Raw genomic sequence first — 22,339 nt, 5'->3', positions numbered from 1 at the left:
GACCCGGGCTGTGCCGGGTCGAACAGATCATGGGTACGGCCGTCACAGTGGACCTCGCCGACGATCTGCCCCCGGCGACCCTGCGCGAGCTGGCCGATGACGTCTTCGCCTGGATGCACGAGGTGGACGCGCGGTTCAGCACCTACCAGCCGGCGAGCGAGGTGTGCCGCTTCGACCGGGGTGAGGTGCTGCTCTCCGAGGCGTCCGCGGACCTGCGGTACGTGCTGGAGGCCTGTGCCGACCTGTGGGGCGCCACCGACGGGTTCTTCGACGCGTACGCCACCGGTCGGCTCGACCCGTCCGGCTTCGTCAAGGGCTGGGCGGCTCAGGTCGCCTCGGACCGCCTCGTCGCCGCTGGCGCCGTCAACCACTGCGTGAACGCCGGCGGTGACGTGCGGGTGCGGGGCCTGTCGCCGTCCGGGGAGCCGTGGCGCATCGGCATCCGGCACCCGTGGGACGCGATGGCGGCCTGCCTGGTGCTCACCGGGACGGACCTGGCGGTGGCCACCTCCGGCGTGTACGAGCGGGGCCGGCACGTGCTGGACCCGCGCCGGGGAACGCCGGCCAGTGGGCTGCGCTCGGTGACGGTGGTCGGCACCGACCTCGGGGTGGCCGACGCGTACGCCACCGCCGCCCTCGCCATGGGCACCCCCGGCCTCGGTTGGTTGGCCCGCCTGGACGACCACACCCACGCGGCGATCACCGACAACGCCCGGCAGTATCTCTCCGTCGATCTGCCGCTCGCCGACTAGCGGAGGGGGCGGTGGGTGCCGGCTGGGCGGGAGCCGGTGGGGCGTGGGCGGCCGGGGCGGGAGCCGGCCGGTCGGGTGCCGGCCCAGCGGTGCCGTCGGTGGCTGCGCCGGGGCGGCTCGGTGCCGCCGGGGTGAGGCGCTCTGTCGTTGCTGGACATCGTTCCCCCGTTCGTGGCGCGTTGGCGCTCTTCCCCTGTCAACGAGGACCGGTGTCCCGTCGACGCTGTCGGGCACCTGATCGAATCGTCTGTCACATGCCTCGTCGGGGCAGCGGCAGGTGACCGGGGAGCAGGTCCGGGGTGAGCGTCACCCCGGTGGCGCGCAGCGCGCCGATCAACGTGTTCTGCACGAGGTACGAATCCGGAAGCTGCCAGCGGGCCTGCTCCGGGGCGACCGCCCAGCGGACGGTGCCCTCCGGCAGCCGGGTGGGCGGCGCGGGGATCCACGAGCCCGGACCGTGCCGGACCACGTGGAAGCAGTGCTCCAACTCCGGCCGGAGCGGGTCGCCGGGGCGGACCAGGAACATCCACCGCCCGGTGGGCGTGACCAGCACCGGCCCGCGTACGCCGGTGCCGGCCGGGTGGATCTGGACCGCGTCGAGCACGTGCCGGCCGAGGTGGGCGGGCACCTCCAGCACGTCGAAGGCCCGGCCGGTGGGCAGCAGCACCCCGTGCGGGCGGCTCCGCCACCAGGTGGCCACCCGGGCCGGGTCGGCGCTGGCGGCCAGCTCCCAGTTCTCCAGCGCGGGATGGCAGCCCACCGTGGGACAGCCGGCCCGGCCGCAGACGAAACGGCTGCGGGCCAGGCAGGCGCCCGGTGTGACCTGCCAGCCGTGTGCGGCGTACCGGATGGCGACCCGGCGCAGCCGGACCCGTTCCAGCGGCGACAGTTCGGCGACGCGCGGTCCGACATTCCCCCACATGTGTGCCAACTCCTCTCGTCGGTCCCGGCGTTCGCCAGGTCGCATGTCGAGCACCGTCACTGCCGTAACCCACGATCGTTGAGGTTGACGAACGGCTCGTGCAACTTGCACGAAAAGTACGAGGGCCAGCTGTACGGCTGACGTACATCCTGTGCGACCAGCCAAAACCTGAAAGTGAAAAGCGGTCGCCGCGCCCGCGGACATCGCCCCGACTCGATTGGTCGTCGGTGGCAGGGGAGGATGGGGAGATGGACGAGCTACCCATAGGACGGCGAGTGGCCTACTGGCGGGGGCGACGCAAGATGTCCCAACAGGTCTTCGCGGACCGGCTGGGCAAGTCCAAGAGCTGGGTGGACAAGGTCGAGCGCGGCGTCCGCCGGCTGGACAAGTTCTCCGTCCTCTACGAGATCGCCGACATCCTCCAGATGGACGTCCAGCTGCTGATGGGCAAGGATCCGGAGCGCCGCGCCGACGCCCTCAACTGCATCGACCAGGTCGAGGTGCAGGAGATCCGGGCGGCGCTGGAACGCTACGACTCGATGAGCGCGTACTTCGACGCGGCACCGTTCCCACCGCCGATGGACGACATGCGCAAGGCCGTCAACCACGCCTGGCTCACCTACCAGTACGGCCGCTACGGGATGCTCACCCGGGCGCTGCCCAAGCTGCTGCGCGACGCCCAGGCGGCCGACGCCGCGTACGGCGGTGAGCAGGCCGCCGAGGCGGCCCACCTGCTCGGCCAGGTCTACCAGATCGCCTCCTCGGTGCTGCGCAAGCTCGGCGAGTGCGAGCTCGCCTGGTTGGCCGCCGACCGGTCGATGGCGGTGGCCCAGCGGGCCGACGACCCCCTGCTGGCCGGGATCGCCACCACGCGGGTGTGCAACGCCCTGGTCGCGATGGGGCGGGCCCGTCCCGCGCTGGAGCTGAACGTCCAGATCGCCAACCGGCTGGCACCGGGTGGGAGCAACGAGGTCTCCCCGGCCCGCCTCTCCGTCTACGGGATGCTGCTGCTCCAGGGCGCGATGGCCGCGTCCCGCATCGGCGACTCGGCCAGCGTCGACGACCTGATCAACTGCGCGCAGGAGGCGGCCAACCTGCTCGGCGGCGACCACAACCACTACTGGACGTCGTTCGGCCCGACCAACGTCGAGCTGCACCGGGCCGCCGCCGCGGTGGAGCTGGGCGACGGTGGGCGGGCCGTGGAGGTGCACCAGCTGCGCATCGCGGAGCCGTCCTTCAACGCGCTGCTGCCCGAGCGTCGCGCCCACCACCTGCTCGACATCGCCCGCGGCTACGCCCAGATCGGTGACGTGGCGAACGCCGGCGAGATGCTGCTGCTCGGTGATCGGCTCGCCCCGTCGGAGATCCGCTGCCGGCCGATCGCGCACGAGGTGATGTCGGACATCCTCCGTCGCACACGTGGTGCGCCGCCTTCTCCGGTAGCGGAGTTGGCTGAGCACATGGGAGTAGGGGTATGAGCGCGGAGCCGGTCTGATGGCCGGTACAACGCGCAACAGCGGGCACCGCGAGGTGCTCTACGTCATCGCCTGCGGTTCGCCGCTGGCACGGCACGTCGGTCGTCTGGTCGACCTCGCCCAACAGGACGGTTGGGACGTCTGCGTGATCACCACGCCGGACGGCGCGAAGTTCGTCGACCAGTCGGCCCTGATTCGACAGACCGGCCATCCGGTGCGGATGCACTACAAGAATCCCGGCGACCCGGACGTGCTGCCGCCCGCCGATGCCATGATCGTCTGCCCGGCCACCGTCAACACCGTCAACAAGTGGGCCGCCGGGATCACCGACACCCTGGCGCTCGGGCTGCTGGTCGAGGCCCAGGGCAAGGGTGTCCCCATCGTGGCGGTGCCGTACACCAACGCGGCGATGGCCTGCCACCCGGCGTTTCGGGCCGGGGTGGCCCGGTTGGCCGAGTGGGGCGTCACCGTGCTCTTCGGCGACGACGTGATCGCGCTGCATCCGCCCGGGACGGGGGAACAGCACATGCACGCCTTCCCCTGGGCGATGCCGCTGGCGGCGCTGCAAACCGTCTCCTGGACCGCCGCCTAGCGCGTCCGCCCGACGCGGCCGGGCCGGGTGTCACCGTCCGGTGGCCGCCACGCCGGTAAGCTGGCCCGCCGTGAGCACAAGCGGATCCGCCCCCACTGTCGGCGACGTGGTGGCCGAGCTGGAACGGCGTTTTCCGCCGGTCTGGGCGGAGGAGTGGGACCGGGTGGGCCTGGTGCTCGGCGAGCCGGCCGCCCCGGTCCGACGGGTGCTCTGCGTGGTCGACGTGGTGCCCGAGACGGTCGACGAGGCGCTCGCCGCCGACGCGGACATGATCGTCTCGCATCACCCGCTGCTGCTGCGCGGGGTGTCGTCGGTCGCTGCGACGACCTTCAAGGGGCGGATCATCCACCGGTTGATCCGGGCCGGGGTGGCGCTCTACACGGCGCACACCAACGCCGACGTCGCCTCCCCTGGCGTCTCCGACGCCCTCGCCGCCCGCTTCGGGCTCACCGGTCCACGCCCCCTTCAGCGGCCGGCGCCCGGCTCGCCCGCCCACGGCGACGACCGGGGATTCGGCCGGATCGGCGAGCTGCCCGAGCCGATGACCCTCGCCGAACTGACCCGGCACGCCGCCGCGGTGCTCCCCGTCACGTCCTGGGGAGTTCGCGCGGCGGGGGATCCCGGGCGTATGGTTCGTACCCTCGCCGTCAGCGGCGGGTCGGGGGACAGCTTCCTCGGCGCCGCGACCGCCGCCGGGGTGGACGCGTTCCTCACCGCCGACCTGCGGCACCACCCGGCCGGCGAGCACCTCGCCGCCGATGGTCCCGCCCTGATCGACGCCGCCCACTGGGCGACCGAACGACCGTGGCTGGACGACCTGGCCGCCTTCCTCCGGGAGGCGCTGGACGTCGAGACGCTGGTGTCCGACCTGGACACCGACCCGTGGACCGTGCACGCCGCCGCACCCGCTGTGGACGACAAGGAGCCCGACCGTGAAGGCTGACCCTCAGGTGCAGCGCCGCCTGCTCGACCTCCAGGCGATCGACACCAACCTCGCCCAGCTCGCCCACCGCCGACGAACGCTTGCCGAACGCGCCGAGCTGGAGGCGCTGGCCCGCGAGCTGTCGTCGATGGAGGACGAGCGGGTCCGCGCCCAGGTGGCGGTGGACGACCTGGACCGGGACATCGCCCGGTTGGAGAAGGACGTCGAGCAGGTCCGGGCCCGCAAGGAGAAGGACGAGAACCGACTGGCCGCCGGCACCGGCCCGGCCCGCGAGCTGGAGGCGCTCCAGCACGAACTGGTCTCGCTGAAGCGCCGCCAGGGCGACCTGGAGGACGCCGAGCTGGAGCTGATGGAGCAGCGGGAGACCGCGCAGGGCGTACTCGACGGCGTGGAGCAGCGGCTGGCCGAGACCCGGGACAAGCGGGCCGCCACCGAGCAGCGCCGCGACGAGGCGCTGGCCGAGATCGCCAAGGAGGAGGAGTTCAAGCGGGGCGCCCGTCAGCCGCTCGCCGCCGACCTCCCGGCCGAGCTGGTCAACCTCTACGACAAGATCCGCGAGGACACCGGGCTGGGTGCCGCGCTGCTCACCGCGGGACGCTGCGGCGGGTGCCGCCTGGAGCTGTCCGGTGCCGACCTGGCCCGGATCCGCAAGGCCGCCCCCGACGACGTGGTCCGCTGCGAGGACTGCCGACGGATCATGGTCCGCACCAACGAGTCGGGCCTGTAGGTCGTGGCGCCGCGCGTGGTCTCCGTGGAGGCCGACGGTGGGTCCCGGGGCAACCCCGGCCCCGCCGGCTACGGCGCGGTGGTCCGCGACCCGGAGACCGGCGAGGTGCTCGCCGAGCGCTCCGAGTCGCTCGGCACGGCCACCAACAACGTCGCCGAGTACCAGGGCCTGATCGCCGGGTTGACCGCCGCCGCCGAGCTGGGCGCCGCCGAGGTGGACGTCCGGATGGACTCCAAACTGGTGGTCGAGCAGATGTGCGGCCGGTGGCAGATCAAGCACCCCGGCCTGCGGCCCCTCGCGGCCCAGGCCGCCGCGTTGGTGGGCCGGTTCACAGCGGTCCGGTTCAGCTGGATCCCGCGCGAGCAGAACCGGCACGCCGACGCCCTCGCCAACGCCGCCATGGACGCCGCCGCCGGCCGCCCACCGGCCACTGCCGCCCCCGCCGGTGCTGCGACGACGACGGCCACGAACCAGCCCTCGGCGGCACCCGCCACCCCGATCGTCGGCAGTGACCCGGCTACCGCGCCGGCCTCCTGGGAGCCACGGCCCACCTTCACCGCCACCCGGCTGATCCTGGTCCGGCACGGCGAAACCCCGTACACGGAACAGCGACGCTACTCCGGGCGCGGCGACGTGCCGCTCTCCGAGCGTGGCCGGGCCCAGGCCGGCGCCACCGGTGCCCGGGTGGCGGAGCTGGCCCCGTCCGTCGCGGCCGTGCTCAGCTCACCGTTGTCCCGGTGTACGGCCACCGCGGCGGCGATCGCCGGGGCGCTCGGCGACGTGCCGGTCCGCAGCGAGGACGACCTGATCGAGTGCGACTTCGGCCAGTGGGAAGGGCGCACCTTCGCCGAGGTGCGCGAGCAGTGGCCGGGGGAGATGGACGCCTGGCTCGCCTCACCCCGGATCGCGCCGCCGGGCGGGGAGTCGTTCACCCACGTCGCCGAACGCGCCAACCGGGTCATCGCCGGACTGCTCACCGCGTACCCCGGTGAGACAGTGGTGGTCGTCTCGCACGTCTCGCCGATCAAGCTGGTGCTGCGCGACGCCCTCGCGGCCGGCGACGGCTTCCTGCACCGGCTCTTCCTGGACGCGGCGGGCATCTCGGTGCTCGACATGTGGCCCGACGGCGGCGTGGCCGTGCGGACGGTCAACGACACCGCCCACCTCGCCGCGCTCTGATCAGCGGCGGTCGGGGGGCTCGCGCTCGACGGCGAGATGCCCGGCCTGATCCGGCTGGCGCTGGCGCTGCTCTGGGCCGGTCTCGCCCTGCCCACCCTCTACCTGCTGCGGTGGCTGCACCGCAGAGGCACCGCCGGGCAACCGGCCCGGCCGGGGCAGGACCGGACGAGCCGGTGAGGCCCGCCCAGCAGCAGGGTCACGGCGACGAACCAGACCAGCAGGATCGCGCTGTTGGCCCGCGGGGACCGGGGTCGGCGGCTCACTTCGCCGCCTCCGCGCCAGGCCCGTTCCGCAGCAGGCGCTGCGGGTCGCGCAGCACGTCGCCGATCCGTTCGTCGCCGATCGGCAACGAATCCAGCAGTGCCTGCCGGGCCTGGTCGACCTCGCGGCCGGCCGCCCGAATGGTCTCGGCGACCAGGTCACCGAGGGTCAGGTTGTCGACCGTACGACGGGCGCGGGGGTCGATCCGGACGGTGAGCAGCTCCCGGTTGCCGGACATCTCGACCGTCACCTCCCCGTCGGGCGACGAGACCACGTGCCGCCGGTCGGCGGCCTGCTCGGCGAACTCCACAGTCGCGGCGATGAGCGCGTTCATCTGTCGGGTCAACGCGCCCAGATCGGGACGCCCCATCAGCTGGCCCTCCCCGCCGCATCGCGGAACTCGTCCAGGGCCTGCCGCAGGCTGACCGCCTGGTCCACCCCGTCGTTTCCGGTGATCTCCTGAAGTCGCTCGCCGAGCACTGCGGCGAGTCGCGTCTGGGCTTCGCGGACCGCCTCCACGCAGGCGTTGCCGAGCGCGTCCGCGTCGAGGTCCCGAATGGCCTGTGGGCTGAGGTACACCCCGGCGACCTCCCCATCGCCGGGCAGCTGGACGCTGCGGGTGTCGATCTTCCCGGCCTGGTCGGCGAACTTGTTGGCGAGCGCGTCGTTCGCGTCGCCGAGGCTCTTCGCCGACTGCCACACCAGCAACGCGAAACCCACCAGGAGGCCGATGACAGCGACCGCGAAGCCCGCCCAGGCGACGAAGATCGCCACCTTGACCGCGGGCGACACCGGACCGGAGGCGTTGGCCGCGATCGCACCACCGATGGCCGCGGCCGTGCCGACCAGGAAGGCGGCCAGGGTGGTGCTGACCCCGACGGCCATCTGCGCGCAGTACGAATCCATCAGCGCGCAGGTCTGGGTCAACCGATCCAGGGCGGGCAACAGGTCGCCGGTGGCGAACGCGTGCTCCTCTCGGTTGTGCGGGGGCCGGTCAGTCGTACGGGGACCGGAAGCCGTCGGCCTGGTCGGCCTCCAACTGGTCGTAGTGCCCGGCGACCCGGTGCAACGCGGTGCCGATCGCCTCGAACGTCTCGCGCAGGGTGGCTGTCACCGCGCCCACGGCGGAGAGGGAGCGCTCGTAGTCGTCGGCGGCGGACAACGCGAACAGGGGGAACGCCTCCGACGGCATCTCCAACCCGGACAGGGCCCAGTTGGTCTGCTGGTCCAACTCGTCGGCATAGGTGCTGAAGGACGTGCCCAACGCCCGCATGGCCTCGACTTCGTACCGCGACACGGTGATCACCCCGCAGCCCTTGGTCGCCATCAGGCTAGTAGGCAGGCACCTTCTGCGCTGTCCCGTGCCGGCGGGCGTCATTCGGCGCACCACACTCGCCGCTCGGCGCACGACGCGCCTGACGGGTCACGTGACGGACGCCACAAAGCCGTAGCCTCCGGCCGTTACATCGAGATCCACGACTCCCCGGAGGTGTGTCAGATGGCTGCACCCGAACCGGAGGCGCCCACCACCACGGCGCCGACCAGGGCGAAGGACCACAGCCCCTGGAACTGGTTGCTGTTCATTCCCATCGTGGTGCCGCTGGTCCCGGTCTTCTTCAATGGCGACTCGCCCCGGGTCTTCGGCTTCCCACGTTTCTACTGGCTGCAACTGGCCTTCATCCTGCTCGGCGTCGGCACCACCACGTTGGTCTACCAGATGACAAAGAAGCGGGGAGGTCACTGATGTGGCGGGACCATCTCACCGAGATCATCGTCTTCTCGTTCCTGTTCCTGCTGGTGAGCGTGATGGGCTTCGCGGCCGCCCGGTGGCGGGCACCGAAGGACATGGCCCACCTGGACGAGTGGGGGTTGGGTGGGCGCAGCTTCGGCGGCTGGATCACCTGGTTCCTGGTCGGCGGTGACCTCTACACCGCGTACACCTTCGTGGCGGTGCCGGCGTTGATGTTCGGTGCCGGCGCGGCCGGGTTCTTCGCCGTGCCGTACACCATCGTCATCTACCCGCTGGTCTTCCTGGTGCTGGTGCGGCTCTGGTCGGTGTCGCACCGGCACGGCTTCGTCACGCCGGCCGACTTCGTCCGCAACCGGTTCGACTCGCCGGTGCTGGCGCTGCTGATCGCCATCACCGGCATCGTCGCCACCATGCCGTACATCGCGTTGCAACTGGTCGGCATCGAGGCGGTGCTCAAGACGATGGGCGTCACCGGCGACAACGCGCTGGCCCGGCACCTGCCGATCATCATCGCGTTCGCCATCCTGGCCGCCTACACGTACCAGTCGGGGTTGCGCGCGCCGGCGCTGATCGCGTTCGTCAAGGACAGCCTCATCTACATCGTGATCCTGGTGGCGGTCGTCTACCTGCCGTACAAGCTGGGTGGCTGGGGTGACATCTTCGCCGCCGCGGACGCGAAGTTCGACGCCTCGCCCAACCCGAACGACGGCATCCTGCTCAACGGCAACAACCAGCTTCAGTACGTGACGTTGGCGTTCGGCTCGGCGTTGGCGCTCTTCCTCTACCCGCACAGCATCACCGGTGTGCTGGCCAGCCGGAACCGCGACGTGATCAAGCGGAACATGTCGGCGTTGCCCGCGTACAGCCTGCTGCTCGGGTTGATCGCGCTGCTCGGCTACATGGCGATCGCGGCCGGTGTGAAGCCGCTGCCCGGCGCCAAGGAGGGCACTGTCGACAGCAACACCGTCGTGCCGCTGCTCTTCGACCAGCAGTTCCCGGACTGGTTCGCCGGTGTCGCGTACGCGGCGATCGGCATCGGCGCGCTGGTGCCCGCGGCGATCATGTCGATCGCGGCGGCGAACCTGTTCACCCGCAACATCTACAAGGAGTACCTGAAGCGGGACGCCTCTCCGGCCCAGGAGGCCAACGTCTCGAAGATCACCTCACTGGTGGTGAAGGTCGGCGCGGTGGCCTGCATCGTGTTCCTCGATCCGCAGTTCTCCATCGACCTCCAGCTGATCGGCGGCGTGATCATCCTGCAGACGCTGCCGGCGGTGGCGCTGGGCCTCTACACCCGCTGGTTCCACCGCGCCGGCCTGATCGTCGGCTGGGTGGCCGGCATGGGGTTGGGCATGTGGATGCTCTACCAGGTGGCCAGCCCGACCCGGAAGCACTTCGGCGGCTCGGCGTTCCCGCTCTCGGAGTTCGGGTTCGACACCACCAAGACGATCTACGTGGGCATCGTGGCGGTGGCGGTGAACCTGGCCGTGGCGGCGCTGCTGACGCTGGCGCTGCGGGCCGCGAAGGTCGAGGAAGGGGCCGACGGCACCGAGCCGGACGACTACTTCGCCGACGAGGGAGACCCGCGGGTCACCCCGGGCACCGAGCGCGACGCCGACTCGGCCCGCGAGCCGGTCGCCTGACCCTGGGCCCCGCGCGGGTTTTCGCGTCGATCATGGAGTTGTGGTGCCTGGTTGATGACTGTTCACGGCAGTCGTCCCCCACCACAACTCCATGATCGACGAAGCCTGGGCTTCACGAGCCCTTGTGGACCGACTCACGCCGATCCGCTGACCCGATTCCCTGCAGGGCGAGGGTCAGCAGTTGGTTCGCCTTGGCCGCGCCCATCGGTTGCGCCGCGAGTGAGATGCCGTTGGCGAGGATCATCAGGTCGGCCATGGTGATGTCGGGCCGTACCGATCCCTCGTCGACGGCTCGGCGGAGCAGTGGTTCACCGGCGGCGACGAGCGTCGCGCCGCAGGTCCCGGACTCCTCGGCGGGTTCGTTCAGAAGCGAGTCCGCGAGGCCGCGGGTCGTCGTGGCGTACGCGGTCACCTCGTGCAGCCAGGTCGTCAGCGCGTCGAGCGCGTCCGACGCGGCGAGCAGATCTCCGGCGCGCGCCGCCAGGTTGCGGACACATCCGCCGAAGACCGCCTGGAGCAGTGACCACCGGGTGGGGAAGTGCCGGTGCAGGGTCGCCGAACCGACCCCCGCGGATCGGGCGATCTCCTCCAGCGAGGCGTACGCGCCGTCGCGGGCGATCGCCTCGGACGCCGCGGTGACGATGAGGTCGTAGTTGCGCTTCGCGTCCGCTCTCATGACCCGCCTTGCAGAAGTGGGGTTGCCCCCCGTATCGTAGCCGAGGGAAAGTGGGGGGCTACCCCACTTGCTTCGTGGGAGGCATCATGGTTGTTCTCGTCATCGGCGCGACGGGCAAGCAGGGCGGGGCCACGGCCCGAGCGCTGCTCGACCGTGGCGTCCCGGTCCGCGCACTGGTCCGCGATCCCGGCACCGACAGCGCCCAGGCCCTGCGGGAACGGGGCGCCGAACTGGTCACTGGCAACCTGGACGACGCCGACTCGCTGCTCGCCGCGGCACACGGGATGGACGGCCTCTTCTCCATCCCGTATCCGGACGTGACGGACATGCAGGGCGACGCCGAGGTGACCCGCGGCCGCAACGTCGTCGAGGCGGCGCGCCGGGCCGGCGTGGCGCACGTCGTGCACAGCAGCGTCTCGGGTGCCGGGGACTTCCACCGCAGCCAGCCCGGCTGGGCCGAGGGTCGGTGGGACACGCACTACTGGGAGAGCAAGGCGGCCATCGACGAGATGGTGCGCTCCGCTGGCTTCGCGCACTGGACCATCCTGAAGCCCTCGACCTTCATGGAGAACCTGCTCGGCTGGTCCTACCTCTTCGGCGACTGGTCCAGCGGCACGATCATCACCGGCTTCGCCGAAGACACGCGGATGCCGTGGATCGCCGTCGACGACATCGGCGAAGCCGCCGCGCTCGCGTTCACCAACCCGGGGAAGCTCGACGGCCTGGACGTCGAACTCGCCGGCGACCTGCTCACCATGACCGAGGTCGCGGCCATCCTGGGTGAGGTCACCGGCCGGGCGATCACCGCGCCCGTGCTCACCCCGCAGGAGGCCGTCGAGCGCGGCCTGCTGCCCGCCATGGTCAAGGCGGTCGAGCAGATCAACGAGAACGGAAGCCCCGCCCGTCCGGAGATGACCCGCGCCCTCGGCCTACCGACCACCGACTTCCGCACCTGGGCGCGGCGAACGTTGTCCTGAATCCCAGCGGGTTCGCCGCAAGATCGTGCTCGATCGTTGTTGTAGTGGTGTCGGACCGCGCGGGATGCCACTACAGCCAGGATCTTGCGCGATCTTGGCGGTGGAAGGGCTTCTTCGCGCGACTGGACGGCGCGGTGAGCCAGACCACGACACCCCGACGCGGGGTCAGCGGGAGCGGTTGCGGTTCACCAGGGCCTGGTTGAGGCGGCCCAGCAGGGCGGCGAGGGTGGCGCGGTCCTCGGCGCTCCAGTCGGCCAGCATGTCGCCGTAGAGCCGGGTGCGGGCGGCCTGGACGGCGGCCATCCGCTGCAGACCGGCCGGGGTGGGGGAGATGACGGTGCCGCGGCCGTCGGAAGGGTCCGGGGTGCGGGTGATCAGGCCGTCGCGCTGAAGTGCGGAGACCTGTCGGGTGACTGTCGAGCCGTCCAGGTTGAGTCGGGCGGCGAGCGCCGAGACGTTCTGCGGGCCGGCGTCGGCCAGGTGGCGCAGGATGACGTACGCCGCGCGGTCCAGCACCCGGTGTTCGGCCGTGCCGGTGGCCCGCCGGGTGGCCTCGCCGAAGCGCATCAGCAGGGCCACCTCGGTCTCGATCTGGCCGAGGGTGCTCTCGTCACTGTCGTCGCTCATAGCTGTATGATACAGAATAAATACCTGTACGATACAGCTATCTGAGGAGTCGGAGTGGATCGGCGTTCCGAACCGAACCGCAGTGCCATCTACGCCACCACCCTGGTGGCCTTCCTCGCCATCGCCGGCATCGCGGTCGTCGACCCGATCCTGCCGGCCATCGGCGAGGCGATCGGGGTCACCGCCTGGCAGGTCGAGCTGCTGTTCACCGCGTACATCGCGGTCATGGCCGTCGGCATGATCCCGGCGACGCTGGCCAGCGGCCGGTTCGGCTTCAAGCCGGTGCTCATCACCGGCGTCTCAGTTGTCGGCCTCGCCGCGATCCTCGCCTCGTTCAGCGACAACATCGTGCAGCTCTCCGTGCTGCGCGGCGTCTGGGGGCTGGGCAACGCGATGTTCTTCGCCACCGCAATGGTGGTGCTGGTCAACCTGGCCGTCGACCGGGAATGGGTGGTGGGCCTCTTCGAAACCGCCCTCGGTCTCGGCTTCGCCGTCGGACCGCTCATCGGCGGCCTGCTCGGCCAGGTCAGCTGGCGGCTGCCGTTCTTCGTCTGCGGCGTCTTCATGGTCCTCGCCCTCGGCGTGGCCTCCCGCAAACTCCGCGAGCCCACCAACCGGCAGGCCCCGGTACGCGTCGGCCAGATCTTCGCCACCTACCGGCGGCCGGCGTTCATCGCTCTCTGCGTGGTCACCGCCGCGTACAACTTCGTGTTCTTCGTGGTGCTCGGCTACACGCCGCTCTTCCTCGGCCTGGACGTCATCCCGCTGGGGCTCGCGTTCACCGGCTGGGGTCTCGGCCTGGCCGCCGGCATCATGGTGATCGGTCACCGGCTGGCCCACCGCATCGGCGCGGTGCAGACCGTCGGCGTGGCCATCGCCGGGCTGCTGGTCTGCATGGTCCTCTTCGCCACCTCCACCAGCACCGCCGAGGCGCTCGTGGTGCTGGTGCTCGCCGGACTCTGCATGGGGCTGGCCAACGCCAACCTCACCGACCTGGCGCTCGGCCTCGGCTCCAGCGACCGGCGCGTCGCCACCGGCGCGTTCAACCTGGTCCGCTGGGGCGCCGCCGCGCCGGCACCGATCATCTCCGGCAAGCTCGCCGAGCAGTCGCTGTCGCTGCCGTTCTGGGTCGGCTTCGGGGTGCTCGCCGTCGGCGTGCTCGTCTACCTGGCCTTCGCACACGTGATGGCCGCCGGCTACGGCGAGCGGGTGCTCTGGTCCCGTTGGAACCGCGCCGCCGCGAAGACCGAACACACCGCCGAGGAACCGGTAGGCGAGGCCTACTGACCGCCCGGGTCTGCGCCCCTCCGCGATGCCCTGCCCAAGATCCGCATTCTTCGGGGAAACTGCTGCCTCGCTGCCGGTTGAGGCAGCACTTTCCCTGTAGTTGCGGATGCCAAGTACTCGTAGGAGTGGCGCGGGTATTCCGGTGCTGGAGACCCGGCACCGCTCCGGACCGGGCACCCTGCCTGACGGGTTCTGATTTGCCCCCTGGCGAGGGTAGGGGTAACTCCCAACCCCGACTGGGTGGTAGCAGGATCGAGCAAGATCTAGAAACCGTGGAAGCTCATTTCCATGACCACGCAGAAGATCTCCCGGTTCCATCGGACCGCCCTGGCCCTCGTCCTTCCCGTCGCCGTGATAGCGGCAGTCGCCGGGTGTGATGACTCGGCGGCGCCGAAGGCCGCGCCCGCGGCCAGTTCGGTAGGCGCGGTTCCCTCGACCTCGACAAGCGCGGCCGGCCCGGCAGGCGCGGCCCCCGCAGCGGGCTTGCACATGATCGCCAACAACGGGCATCAGCTCGCCTTCCACGTCACGCCCGGAAGTTCTCCCACCATCGTGCTGGACGCCGGCGGTGGCGAGGACTCCTCGTACTGGGATGCCCTGGTGCCGCAGCTGTCGCAGGCCACCGGATCGCAGATCATCACCTACGACCGGGCCGGTATGGGCGCCAGTGAGGAGGTGAAGGGCCCATGGGACCCCAAGGCCGCCGCCTCCGACCTGCAGGCCGGTCTGCGTGAACTCGGCGTCACCCAGAACGTGGTCCTCGCGGGCCACTCGCAGGCAGGAGAGGTGGCCCACTACTTCGTCCTCGCGAACCCCGGCGTTGTCTCCGGGGCGGTGCTCATCGATGCCAACGTGCCGCAATTCTTCACCGACACCCAGACCCAACGCCTCGTCGCGCTCACCGCACCGCAGATCGAAGAGCTCAAGAAGGCGCCGTCGACGAAGGCGAACCGCCAGCTCATCGCCACGGCCGACAACTTCGGTCCCACGCACCAGGCGTACCACAAGGTCTCCTGGCCCGACGGCGTTCCCGTCATCTACATCGTGTCGGACAAGACGCCCTTCGACGGATCTCCCCAGGACGCTCAGGCCTGGCGCGACGCGGCAGCGGCGTTCACCAAGGCGGGGCCCGACCGCACACTCGTCATCGCCGAGGGAAGCTCACACGACGTTCCCCAGGACAAGCCCGCCCTGGTGCTCAAGCAAATCGAACAGATGACCGCCACCGTCAAGTAATCACCAGCCCGGCGGTTCGGGACGGTGCGCAATAATGGAGTGAGATGACCGATAACAGCGGAACGGCCCTGTCCGGCGGCTCCTCGCCCTCGCGGGAGGGCTCCGGGCCGGGTCGCGTCGCTCGCAGCGGTCCGATCCTGCGCTCCGCGCTGGCCCAGCGGATGAGCCTGCTGGGCTGGTCGCTGGTGCTGCTGCCGGGCGCTGCCCTAGGTGCCGTGCTGGCCACACTCTGGATCACCTCGATATCGGTCGTCGCGCTTGGCGCCGGAATCCCACTGAGCCTGCTCGCGACCGTACTGGTGCGCTGGTTTGCCGACCTGCATCGCCAGTGGGCCGCCAACCGGCTCGGTGAACCGGTGCCCGCCCGGCCCTATCAGCCGACGCCGGACGCCGGGTGGCCGGTGCGGCTCTGGAGGATCCTGCGCGACCCGGCGACGTGGCGGGACTGGATCTGGTTGGTGGTCAACTCGATCACCTATTGGTTGAGTAGCGGACTGTCACTGCTGTTCTTCGCCTTCGGAGTCGTCTACCTGATCTATCCGCTCATCTATCAACTGACGCCTCCTCAGGTGTTCCGCACTCCGCTGGGGGAGGGCTTCCGGCTGCACAGCGTCGGGCAGTCGTTCGGGCTGGTACCGCTCGGTCCGGTTCTTCTTCTGCTCTGGTACGTCACTGCGGTGCGCCTCGCGAACCTCAACGCTCGGGTGATCCGCGCTCTGCTCGGCCCCACCGAACAGGCGCGCCTGCGGGCCCGCGTCCACCAGTTGGCGACCTCGCGAGCTGAGACCGTCGACAGCCAGGCCGGTGAACTGCGCCGAATCGAACGCGACCTGCACGACGGCGCGCAGGCCCGGCTGGTGTCGCTGGGTATGAGCCTGGGCTTGGCCGAACAGTTACTGCCCAAAGATCCGCAGGCGGTCCAGCAGTTGCTGGCCGAGGCCCGCGAGTCGACCTCCAGCGCCCTGACCGAACTGCGCGACCTGGTACGAGGCATCCATCCGCCGGTACTGGCCGACCGTGGCCTGGACGGCGCACTCAAGGCCTTGGCCCTGGTCAATCCGATCCCGACCACGGTGGTGACCCGCCTACCCGGACGGCTGCCGGCCCCGATCGAGTCCGCGGCCTACTTCGCCGTCGCCGAGGCCTTGTCGAACGCCATCAAGCACGCCCAGGCCCAGCAGATCCGGATCACCGTGGAGTTCGCACCCCACCGGGGCGGCGCTGCCGGGGAACTGACGATGCTGGTGTCCGACGACGGCCGTGGGGGTGCTTCGATCGATTCCGGCACCGGCCTGCGTGGCATCGTCCGTCGCCTGGCGGCCTTCGACGGCACGCTGACCGTTGACAGCCCGCCGGGCGGACCTACCGAGGTGAGGATGTCGCTGCCGTGCGTATCGTGATAGCCGAGGACCTCGCCCTGCTCCGCGAGGGCCTGATCAGGATCCTGCGGGCCAATTCATTCGAGGTCGTGGAAGCCGTTGACAACGGCCCCGCGCTGATCCGGTCGCTGACGACGCACCGTCCCGACGTCGCCATCGTCGACGTGCGGTTGCCGCCGACGTTCACCGACGAGGGGTTGCGTTCCGCGATCGAGGCCCGCCGGCAGATTCCAGGGCTGCCCATCATGGTGCTCTCGCAGTATGTCGAGCAGATCTACGCCAGGGAGCTGATGTCGGATCGCGCGGGCGCAGTGGGCTACCTGTTGAAGGACCGGGTTACGGACGTCGACCAATTCGTCGCCAGTGTCCGGCAGGTCGCTACCGGCAGCACCGTTATGGACCCCGACGTGGTGAGTGCGCTACTCACCCACCGCTCCACCGACCCTAAGCTCCTGGAGCTGAGCCCACGCGAGCATGAGGTCCTCACCCTGATGGCGCAGGGCCGCTCGAACGCTGCGATCGCCGCCCGGATGTTCGTCACCGAGAAAACCGTCAGCAAACACAGCAACAACATCTTCACCAAGCTCGGTCTCAAGCCCTCCGAGGACGACAACCGCCGCATCCTGGCGGTACTCGCCTACCTGGAAGGCTGAGTCCTGGGCCTCTGCCCCACCATGAGTGCGACCGACAACTGCCGAGCAACCAGGGGTGCGCGACGTCAGTGCAGGGCGCGCCAGAGCAGGTAGAGGCCGATCGTCGTACCGAACACCACGATCAGCGTCTTGAGCACCACCGGCGGCAGCCGGCGGACCAGCCGGGCGCCCGCGTACCCCCCAATAAGGGTGGCCGGCGCGACCACCGCGACGGCCGCCCAGTTCAACGGGCCGAACAGGGCGAACACCACCAGCGTCGTGCACCCCACCAGCGCGGAGAGCAGATTCTTGATCGCGCTCACCCGGGCCAGGGTCGCGTCCAGCACCAGGGCCAGCCCGGCCACCAGCATCACCCCGAGCGCCGCACCGAAGTACCCGCCGTACACCGCACCGAGCGCGACCATCGTCTGCACCGCGACCGTCCGCTGGCGCGGCGACATGTCCCGGGGGTGACCGACCAGCCGGCGCAGCGGGTCCTGGAAGGCCAGGACCGCTGTCGCGCCGAGAACCAGAAACGGTACGACCAACTCGAACGCGCGGGCCGGAGTGGCCAGCAACAGCAACGCCCCGACAATCGTTCCCACGATGGTGGTGGGCACCAGCGTGGCCAACGCACGGGGGCGCGGCAGGTCCTGCCGGCTGCCCGCCACACTGGCCAGATACCCGGGGAACACCGCGACGGAGTTGCTGACGTTCGCCGGCACCGGCGGCAACCCGACCGCGATCATCGCCGGAAAGGTGATCAACGAACCGCCACCGGCCACCGCGTTGACAGTGCCAGCGGCGAGACCGGCGGCGAGCAGCAGCGCGGCGTGGGAGAGATCCATAGCCCCACGAGGCTAGCTGCCGCCTTCCGAGGCGACTTCGCCGGACCGCCCGTGAGCTGCGCGATCTTGGTCTGGCGGGGCGGCAATACCGGCAGCACGCTCGTCGTTAGGATGGGAGAGCGACGGACGAGTCGACCGGGCGGTCGCGTCGGCGGGCTCCGGCCCGCCGCCGAGGAACGTCCGGACTCCACAGGGCAGGGTGGTTGTTAACGGCAACCCGGGGCGACCCGCGGGACAGTGCCACAGAAAACAGACCGCCGACCCCAACGGGGACGGTAAGGGTGAAACGGTGGGGTAAGAGCCCACCAGCACCCCGGGTGACCGGGGTGGCTCGGTAAACCCCACCCGGAGCAAGGCCAAGCAAGGGCCGTCACCGCAAGATGACGACCCGGCGCAGACGCTTGAGGGCTGCCCGCCCGATGTCTGCGGGTAGGCCGCTAGAGCCTGCCGGCAACGGCAGGCCGAGATGGATGGCCGCCGCCGACGCAAACCCCTTGGGGTACGCGTCGCGCACAGAATCCGGCGTACAGGTCGACTCGTCCGTCGCCCATCAGCTCGGAGACCTGATCAAGGTTCTGAGCTGGTTCTATGTCCGGGCGTCGACGGTCGTTCATGGTCAACATTGGGCAGCGTTTGACGCCCTGACGACGCCCTGACGCCCTGGAAACGCCCTGAGCGCCGGCTCAGTTGACCCCGTCTCGGGTCTGGCCGAACGTGCCGCCGTGGGTCGTCTCCGGGCCTGTGGTCGATGATTCCGGCGTGGGGCGGCGGCTGTGGCGGAGGGTGGGGCACGTCCTGGCGGTGGAGCTGGTGCCGCGACCCGGTGATCCGGTGGCAAGGCAGTCCCGGGGTTGGACTGGCGCGGCAGGCGGAAGCCCCGACCTCGATGGCGGTCGAGGTGCCGGCTTCCGTACCGCTCGCTGGCAAGCCGGCTAGGCGAATCTGCCGGTACCGCCCAACCGGATATCCAGGTCTCGCAGAAGCGCACCGAGCCGTCTGCTGGCCTCGGCGTCCATCTGGGGAATCGGCCGGCCTGCGGCCTGATGCTCGCCCAGGTCGTACAGCGCGATGCGAAGGTACTCGGCGGCGGCGAGGTCGAGACGCAGCTCGATCGGGTCGTCCATGCTGTGACCGTAGGACTCTGCCGTCATCTGGCGTGAAGGCGGTGTCCCGGCGGCTGTCGGTGGCTCACCGCCCCGGCGCCGTAGGCGGCCGGGGCGGCTTGCCGCCGGCCGGGCTTGCCGCCCCGCACCGCGCGCAGCGCGGTGCCTTGATCCTAGAAAGAGCAATTCGGCAGGACAGCAGCCTTGTTTAGGTTCTCCTCGCTTCAGTTAGAGCGGCAGAAGCCCGAGCGCTACTTGTTAGAAGTGGATCCTCCACGCTGATGGCAGGCGTGGGGCGTCGTGCCCAGCAAGCTGTCGCGAAGAGAACGGTCCCCAAGGTTTGGCTTCCCGCGACTAACGCCGCCCATGCCGGCCCAACTTCGCTCGAAGCAATCCAGTACGTCGACAAGACGAAGAAGCCAAAGACCCCTAACAGCATTAAGGCGGACCGAGCGGACATGCCAACCCGATTACGAGCCAGGATGGCTTGTGCGACGATAAAAGTGGGGCAAAGCCCAAATAGTAAGGGTGCCGTGGCTGATCTTGTTATGTCTGGGACCTCGGGAAACGCCACCTCCGAGCCTGTCGCGGAGAAAATGCACGCTGGAAGCAGAAAGAGTATTCCGACTGCCCCTACGCCGAAGCGGAGCTTGCGCGCGCCGTACTTGGGTGGCGGCAATACCAGGATTGGCGCTGGCTTCTTCGTTTGTTGCGGAGGTGCCAGACTCTCTAACAGAACGATGTGGCGAAATTGGTATTGAGGTCCAGTTTGGCGCAATATACCGCGCTCTCTGCAGAACTCAAGAAAGCCAACAAGTTGAAGTGGTAGAGCGCCTTGGGCGGCGAATATGAGGCGCGCGGTTTCGAATCTCCCCCAAGGGCTTGCAATGATCGCTGTGCATCCCCCAAGGAATCCACTGATAATCCCGGGAAGTCCCGAAGTTTTTCCCCCTGCGATGGCAAATATCCCACCCGCAAGCAGGCTCACCATAAGTCCAATGGTAAGTGCAACGGAGCGGGATGATCGTAGGATCGCGACTGGGCTAGCTGGCTTAGCTGTATCGACTTGCGCAGTCACCATGTCGACCACACCGACTATTATTCCTGCGACGACACCAAATATTGGTCCGGCGACAATTACCTCTGGTTCTCCAGTTCCTGCAAGGCCGATCAGGCTAATCCCAGTAAACAACGCGATGGAGCGAATGAACGGCTTCCAAAAGCGCCTTGGTGATATCGACACAACTGACGGTCGCGCATCAATTCGACGCAGGAATACTGTGCTCGACGCCATTGCTGCTATGACTGACATTACCGCAAGGGGGAGGCTGAAAGCTAGCCACGAGATGGCAAATACGAGCGCAATTGAAGCCATCCATGCTGCGCTGGCAAGGCCCTCCACCTCGTCGCTGAGATCCCACCAGCCGATTTCCTGCGATTCCTTCTTCCTGAGCAGTCGTGCCAAGAATGTCAGCCACTTCTGGGCGTGGTCGGCGGAACCCCATTTTGCTGACTCTGCACCCTCGAAGATGGACGGAATAAGTGCGCGGGTTAGGTGGCGCTCGATGTCTTCTCTAGTGCGTAACCCGGTATTTATTAGGTCGCTGGGATTTCCTGGTCCGCGAGCGTACGACTCTCGAGCCAAGCTCACCATTAGTGGCGTGCTTAGTGCTTGAGCGAGGCGGCCGCGAGGACTCTTTTCAAGACGACTGAAGACCTTGTTCCAAAGGGGAAGACGAAGCGGCGGCGTTACGCGATGAAGGTAGCCGCGAACCGTGGTGGCCGAAAGTTCCTCAATCTCGATAACCGCAGCGGCCGTTAGGACGTAACCCTGGGCGATAATTTCCGCATACTCACGGTGGCGAGACGTTAGGATAAGGTGCTGACCAACACCTAAGCGGTTTACACCTTCGATTGCGGAAATTCGAGAGTGGGGGGCCATTTCGTCGAGGCCGTCAAGGATGGGAAGTACTAGCCCATCCGAAATCATGTCTTCGGATATCGTCAGGTCATGCATCACCGGGTAGTCGGCTGCCAAGCGCCTGGACAGCCATTCTGTGAAGGATTGTTGCTCGGGATCCCAAGTTGTTAGTGGTGCAATTACCGGTACAGGGCTCTCTTCGGTTCTCCTTTCGAGAAGATCGAGCAGTAGACGCGTGGCAAGAACCGTTTTTCCCGCACCAGCCTCACCAAGGACCACTAGCCTTTTGCGGTGAAGAGTTGTCTCAAATATTTCTGAGACGTCAGCCAACCTTCCATCGACTGAGAGGTGGTGATCTATCCCGTCGGTTCGTATGTTCTTCCAGTGATCGCTCATGGGTGGACCAAGAGCATGCCACTGCACGGGGATGGGTTCCGGATTGTTCAGGCGATGCAGCCGTTCTTCGGCTGACCACTGGGCCCTTACTGACTTCGCAAGGAGGTTTATCAGCTTGCGCTTGCTGTCCTCTTGGGAGTGTGGGTTGCGGGTGATCCGAGGCGTCAGAAAGGTCAGCGCAAATGTGGCTAACCCCAAAAGGAGGCCACCCACGCTTGACATTTTATCCGCTTTGTCCAATCCTCCGGCCAATAGGAACCAAACACCAACTGCCAGCGCGGGGGTGCCCAAGAGCAAAACGGCGCGCCCTCGCTTTACGCGACCTAATCCGAGCATCCTCGGATTGTCCACCATCACGCATAGTTCTCGCAGGTCTGGCAAGCGGTTCTAGCGCGGTGACAAGGAACCGACTGAAGTGTTGACAGGTTGGCTGTTACTGGTCATGGCCGGAGTCTCCAGCCCAACACTGTCCGGCTTCACCCGTCGCTCCGTTCCCGAGCGTGGGACCAATGGTGCCGGTTCCTTCAGTGCAGGCGATAGGTTCTGACTACCGCTCTGACAGCTCCGTCTGTCCGGGCGAGGCTCTGTTGCTCAATGAGCTGTGTGCCTACAGCGACAGCGAAAAGTGCTGCCAGGTCTGGGTCAGCGGCTACGAGACGTTGTCGTGTCTCTGTCTCCGGATCCTCGCCTGGCCTCCTCGTTGAGGGCTGAGGGTTCGCGTATGTGCCACGGCCGTGCTCTGTAACAACCAGGTGCTCCTCCCTCAAGACCCCTATGGCCTGGCGGATCGTGCCGCGACTTGCGCCGAATTCCGCTGTTAGGGCGCTTTCGGTCGGCAGAAGTGCACCCGGCGGGATGCTGCCGCTCTCGATGCGTTCCCTGAGTTGATCCGCGATGACGCGGTAACGGGGCTGTCCGTAGTGCGGGGTGGGCACTCGGCCACCGTACCTGGCACTTGTCGTATCAAGTGTCAACCAGGAGGCATGTTTCGATGCCTAGACAACTCATCCACT

At 68.6% G+C, this 22,339-nt stretch carries 23 protein-coding genes and 1 other RNA gene; 15 read left to right on the top strand and 9 right to left on the bottom strand.

Features of this window, described 5'->3' with window-relative positions; genetic code table 11:
• Positions 1-29 precede the first annotated feature (29 nt).
• Complete coding sequence (locus QCZ28_RS25665; protein WP_279519097.1) at positions 30-752, top strand: FAD:protein FMN transferase; 723 nt, start codon at positions 30-32, stop codon at positions 750-752.
• A gap of 250 nt (positions 753-1,002) precedes the next feature.
• Here the strand turns inward: QCZ28_RS25665 and QCZ28_RS25660 are convergent, their stop codons facing one another.
• Positions 1,003-1,674, bottom strand: coding sequence for a bifunctional DNA primase/polymerase (locus tag QCZ28_RS25660; protein WP_030330217.1), 672 nt, complete (start codon positions 1,672-1,674; stop codon positions 1,003-1,005).
• Between the two features lie 248 nt (positions 1,675-1,922).
• Between QCZ28_RS25660 and QCZ28_RS25655 the strand changes: the two genes are divergently transcribed.
• The 6 genes from QCZ28_RS25655 (at position 1,923) to QCZ28_RS25630 (ending at position 6,767) form a co-directional block, all read left to right on the top strand.
• Positions 1,923-3,152 carry a helix-turn-helix domain-containing protein gene (locus QCZ28_RS25655; protein WP_279519045.1) on the top strand — a complete coding sequence of 410 codons (1,230 nt, stop codon included), beginning with the start codon at positions 1,923-1,925 and terminating at the stop codon, positions 3,150-3,152.
• 16 nt (positions 3,153-3,168) lie between these two features.
• The gene (locus tag QCZ28_RS25650; RefSeq protein WP_210862735.1) at positions 3,169-3,741 is read left to right on the top strand and encodes a flavoprotein; all 573 of its coding nucleotides are present in this window, start codon (positions 3,169-3,171) and stop codon (positions 3,739-3,741) included.
• Positions 3,742-3,811: 70 nt separating this feature from the next.
• Entirely contained in the window at positions 3,812-4,684 is an 873-nt protein-coding gene (locus QCZ28_RS25645; protein ID WP_030330212.1) for a Nif3-like dinuclear metal center hexameric protein, read from the top strand.
• Complete coding sequence (locus QCZ28_RS25640) at positions 4,674-5,411, top strand: C4-type zinc ribbon domain-containing protein (RefSeq protein WP_279519044.1); 738 nt, start codon at positions 4,674-4,676, stop codon at positions 5,409-5,411. The genes QCZ28_RS25645 and QCZ28_RS25640 overlap by 11 nt, the downstream gene beginning before the upstream one ends.
• Before the next feature lie 3 nt (positions 5,412-5,414).
• Positions 5,415-6,590: a bifunctional RNase H/acid phosphatase gene (locus QCZ28_RS25635; RefSeq protein ID WP_279519043.1), complete on the top strand. Its 1,176-nt coding sequence runs from the start codon at positions 5,415-5,417 to the stop codon at positions 6,588-6,590.
• Between the two features lie 36 nt (positions 6,591-6,626).
• Complete coding sequence (locus QCZ28_RS25630) at positions 6,627-6,767, top strand: hypothetical protein (RefSeq protein ID WP_279519042.1); 141 nt, start codon at positions 6,627-6,629, stop codon at positions 6,765-6,767.
• Positions 6,768-6,849: 82 nt separating this feature from the next.
• On the opposite strand, the gene QCZ28_RS25625 is transcribed toward QCZ28_RS25630, so the two are convergent.
• Genes QCZ28_RS25625 through QCZ28_RS25615 form a run of 3 tightly spaced genes read right to left on the bottom strand, consistent with a single transcriptional unit; the run spans position 6,850 to position 8,148 of the window.
• The gene (locus QCZ28_RS25625; RefSeq protein WP_279519041.1) at positions 6,850-7,221 is read right to left on the bottom strand and encodes a YbaB/EbfC family nucleoid-associated protein; all 372 of its coding nucleotides are present in this window, start codon (positions 7,219-7,221) and stop codon (positions 6,850-6,852) included.
• Positions 7,221-7,796 (bottom strand): YbaB/EbfC family nucleoid-associated protein, encoded by a 576-nt coding sequence (locus QCZ28_RS25620; RefSeq protein WP_279519040.1) that lies wholly within the window; start codon positions 7,794-7,796, stop codon positions 7,221-7,223. Before QCZ28_RS25620 ends, QCZ28_RS25625 begins: the two co-directional genes overlap by 1 nt.
• 49 nt (positions 7,797-7,845) lie before the next feature.
• Positions 7,846-8,148, bottom strand: a complete 303-nt coding sequence (locus tag QCZ28_RS25615; protein ID WP_279519039.1) for a hypothetical protein — start codon at positions 8,146-8,148, stop codon at positions 7,846-7,848.
• A gap of 201 nt (positions 8,149-8,349) precedes the next feature.
• On the opposite strand from QCZ28_RS25615, the gene QCZ28_RS25610 reads away from it, so the two are divergent.
• Entirely contained in the window at positions 8,350-8,595 is a 246-nt protein-coding gene (locus QCZ28_RS25610; RefSeq protein ID WP_030330196.1) for a DUF3311 domain-containing protein, read from the top strand.
• Positions 8,595-10,244, top strand: coding sequence for a sodium:solute symporter (locus QCZ28_RS25605; RefSeq protein ID WP_279519038.1), 1,650 nt, complete (start codon positions 8,595-8,597; stop codon positions 10,242-10,244). Before QCZ28_RS25610 ends, QCZ28_RS25605 begins: the two co-directional genes overlap by 1 nt.
• 112 nt (positions 10,245-10,356) lie before the next feature.
• Here the strand turns inward: QCZ28_RS25605 and QCZ28_RS25600 are convergent, their stop codons facing one another.
• A complete protein-coding gene (locus QCZ28_RS25600) occupies positions 10,357-10,920 on the bottom strand; it encodes a helix-turn-helix domain containing protein (protein ID WP_279519037.1) in 564 nt (187 codons plus the stop codon).
• An 86-nt stretch (positions 10,921-11,006) separates the two neighbouring features.
• Between QCZ28_RS25600 and QCZ28_RS25595 the strand changes: the two genes are divergently transcribed.
• Entirely contained in the window at positions 11,007-11,897 is an 891-nt protein-coding gene (locus QCZ28_RS25595; protein ID WP_279519036.1) for an NmrA/HSCARG family protein, read from the top strand.
• Between the two features lie 165 nt (positions 11,898-12,062).
• Here the strand turns inward: QCZ28_RS25595 and QCZ28_RS25590 are convergent, their stop codons facing one another.
• Complete coding sequence (locus tag QCZ28_RS25590; protein ID WP_279519035.1) at positions 12,063-12,524, bottom strand: MarR family transcriptional regulator; 462 nt, start codon at positions 12,522-12,524, stop codon at positions 12,063-12,065.
• Between the two features lie 54 nt (positions 12,525-12,578).
• Between QCZ28_RS25590 and QCZ28_RS25585 the strand changes: the two genes are divergently transcribed.
• From QCZ28_RS25585 to QCZ28_RS25570, 4 genes are all read left to right on the top strand, one after another.
• Positions 12,579-13,811, top strand: a complete 1,233-nt coding sequence (locus QCZ28_RS25585) for an MFS transporter (protein ID WP_279519034.1) — start codon at positions 12,579-12,581, stop codon at positions 13,809-13,811.
• A 288-nt stretch (positions 13,812-14,099) separates the two neighbouring features.
• On the top strand, positions 14,100-15,047 hold the full coding sequence (locus QCZ28_RS25580; RefSeq protein ID WP_279519033.1) for an alpha/beta hydrolase: 948 nt from the start codon (positions 14,100-14,102) through the stop codon (positions 15,045-15,047).
• Positions 15,048-15,208: 161 nt separating this feature from the next.
• Positions 15,209-16,447: a sensor histidine kinase gene (locus QCZ28_RS25575; RefSeq protein WP_279519032.1), complete on the top strand. Its 1,239-nt coding sequence runs from the start codon at positions 15,209-15,211 to the stop codon at positions 16,445-16,447.
• The gene (locus QCZ28_RS25570) at positions 16,435-17,079 is read left to right on the top strand and encodes a response regulator transcription factor (RefSeq protein WP_279519031.1); all 645 of its coding nucleotides are present in this window, start codon (positions 16,435-16,437) and stop codon (positions 17,077-17,079) included. Before QCZ28_RS25575 ends, QCZ28_RS25570 begins: the two co-directional genes overlap by 13 nt.
• A 65-nt stretch (positions 17,080-17,144) precedes the next feature.
• Here the strand turns inward: QCZ28_RS25570 and QCZ28_RS25565 are convergent, their stop codons facing one another.
• Entirely contained in the window at positions 17,145-17,906 is a 762-nt protein-coding gene (locus QCZ28_RS25565; RefSeq protein WP_279519030.1) for a sulfite exporter TauE/SafE family protein, read from the bottom strand.
• A gap of 127 nt (positions 17,907-18,033) precedes the next feature.
• On the opposite strand from QCZ28_RS25565, the gene rnpB reads away from it, so the two are divergent.
• Positions 18,034-18,449, top strand: an RNA gene (gene rnpB / locus QCZ28_RS25560) — RNase P RNA component class A.
• Positions 18,450-18,838: 389 nt separating this feature from the next.
• Here the strand turns inward: rnpB and QCZ28_RS25555 are convergent.
• Positions 18,839-19,030, bottom strand: a complete 192-nt coding sequence (locus QCZ28_RS25555; protein WP_279519029.1) for a hypothetical protein — start codon at positions 19,028-19,030, stop codon at positions 18,839-18,841.
• 187 nt (positions 19,031-19,217) lie between these two features.
• Complete coding sequence (locus QCZ28_RS25550; protein WP_279519028.1) at positions 19,218-21,326, bottom strand: NACHT domain-containing protein; 2,109 nt, start codon at positions 21,324-21,326, stop codon at positions 19,218-19,220.
• Positions 21,327-22,339: the final 1,013 nt, after the last annotated feature.

This window comes from Micromonospora sp. DH14, assembly GCF_029809455.1.
In the GTDB taxonomy this organism is placed as follows: domain Bacteria; phylum Actinomycetota; class Actinomycetes; order Mycobacteriales; family Micromonosporaceae; genus Micromonospora; species Micromonospora parva.
This window is presented reverse-complemented; position numbering and strand designations above follow the sequence as displayed.

What these genes read in the sequence shown, in the direction of transcription:
- QCZ28_RS25630 (WP_279519042.1), top strand. Translation starts at nt 6,627, where the DNA reads ATGCCCGGCCTGATCCGGCTGGCGCTGGCGCTGCTCTGGGCCGGTCTC.
- QCZ28_RS25580 (WP_279519033.1), top strand. Translation starts at nt 14,100, where the DNA reads ATGACCACGCAGAAGATCTCCCGGTTCCATCGGACCGCCCTGGCCCTC.
- QCZ28_RS25575 (WP_279519032.1), top strand. Translation starts at nt 15,209, where the DNA reads ATGAGCCTGCTGGGCTGGTCGCTGGTGCTGCTGCCGGGCGCTGCCCTA.
- QCZ28_RS25600 (WP_279519037.1), bottom strand. Translation starts at nt 10,920, where the DNA reads ATGAGAGCGGACGCGAAGCGCAACTACGACCTCATCGTCACCGCGGCG.
- QCZ28_RS25565 (WP_279519030.1), bottom strand. Translation starts at nt 17,906, where the DNA reads ATGGATCTCTCCCACGCCGCGCTGCTGCTCGCCGCCGGTCTCGCCGCT.
- QCZ28_RS25555 (WP_279519029.1), bottom strand. Translation starts at nt 19,030, where the DNA reads ATGGACGACCCGATCGAGCTGCGTCTCGACCTCGCCGCCGCCGAGTAC.
- QCZ28_RS25590 (WP_279519035.1), bottom strand. Translation starts at nt 12,524, where the DNA reads ATGAGCGACGACAGTGACGAGAGCACCCTCGGCCAGATCGAGACCGAG.
- QCZ28_RS25625 (WP_279519041.1), bottom strand. Translation starts at nt 7,221, where the DNA reads ATGGGGCGTCCCGATCTGGGCGCGTTGACCCGACAGATGAACGCGCTC.
- QCZ28_RS25610 (WP_030330196.1), top strand. Translation starts at nt 8,350, where the DNA reads ATGGCTGCACCCGAACCGGAGGCGCCCACCACCACGGCGCCGACCAGG.
- QCZ28_RS25660 (WP_030330217.1), bottom strand. Translation starts at nt 1,674, where the DNA reads ATGTGGGGGAATGTCGGACCGCGCGTCGCCGAACTGTCGCCGCTGGAA.
- QCZ28_RS25665 (WP_279519097.1), top strand. Translation starts at nt 30, where the DNA reads ATGGGTACGGCCGTCACAGTGGACCTCGCCGACGATCTGCCCCCGGCG.
- QCZ28_RS25550 (WP_279519028.1), bottom strand. Translation starts at nt 21,326, where the DNA reads ATGAGCGATCACTGGAAGAACATACGAACCGACGGGATAGATCACCAC.
- QCZ28_RS25650 (WP_210862735.1), top strand. Translation starts at nt 3,169, where the DNA reads ATGGCCGGTACAACGCGCAACAGCGGGCACCGCGAGGTGCTCTACGTC.
- QCZ28_RS25595 (WP_279519036.1), top strand. Translation starts at nt 11,007, where the DNA reads ATGGTTGTTCTCGTCATCGGCGCGACGGGCAAGCAGGGCGGGGCCACG.
- QCZ28_RS25605 (WP_279519038.1), top strand. Translation starts at nt 8,595, where the DNA reads ATGTGGCGGGACCATCTCACCGAGATCATCGTCTTCTCGTTCCTGTTC.
- QCZ28_RS25655 (WP_279519045.1), top strand. Translation starts at nt 1,923, where the DNA reads ATGGACGAGCTACCCATAGGACGGCGAGTGGCCTACTGGCGGGGGCGA.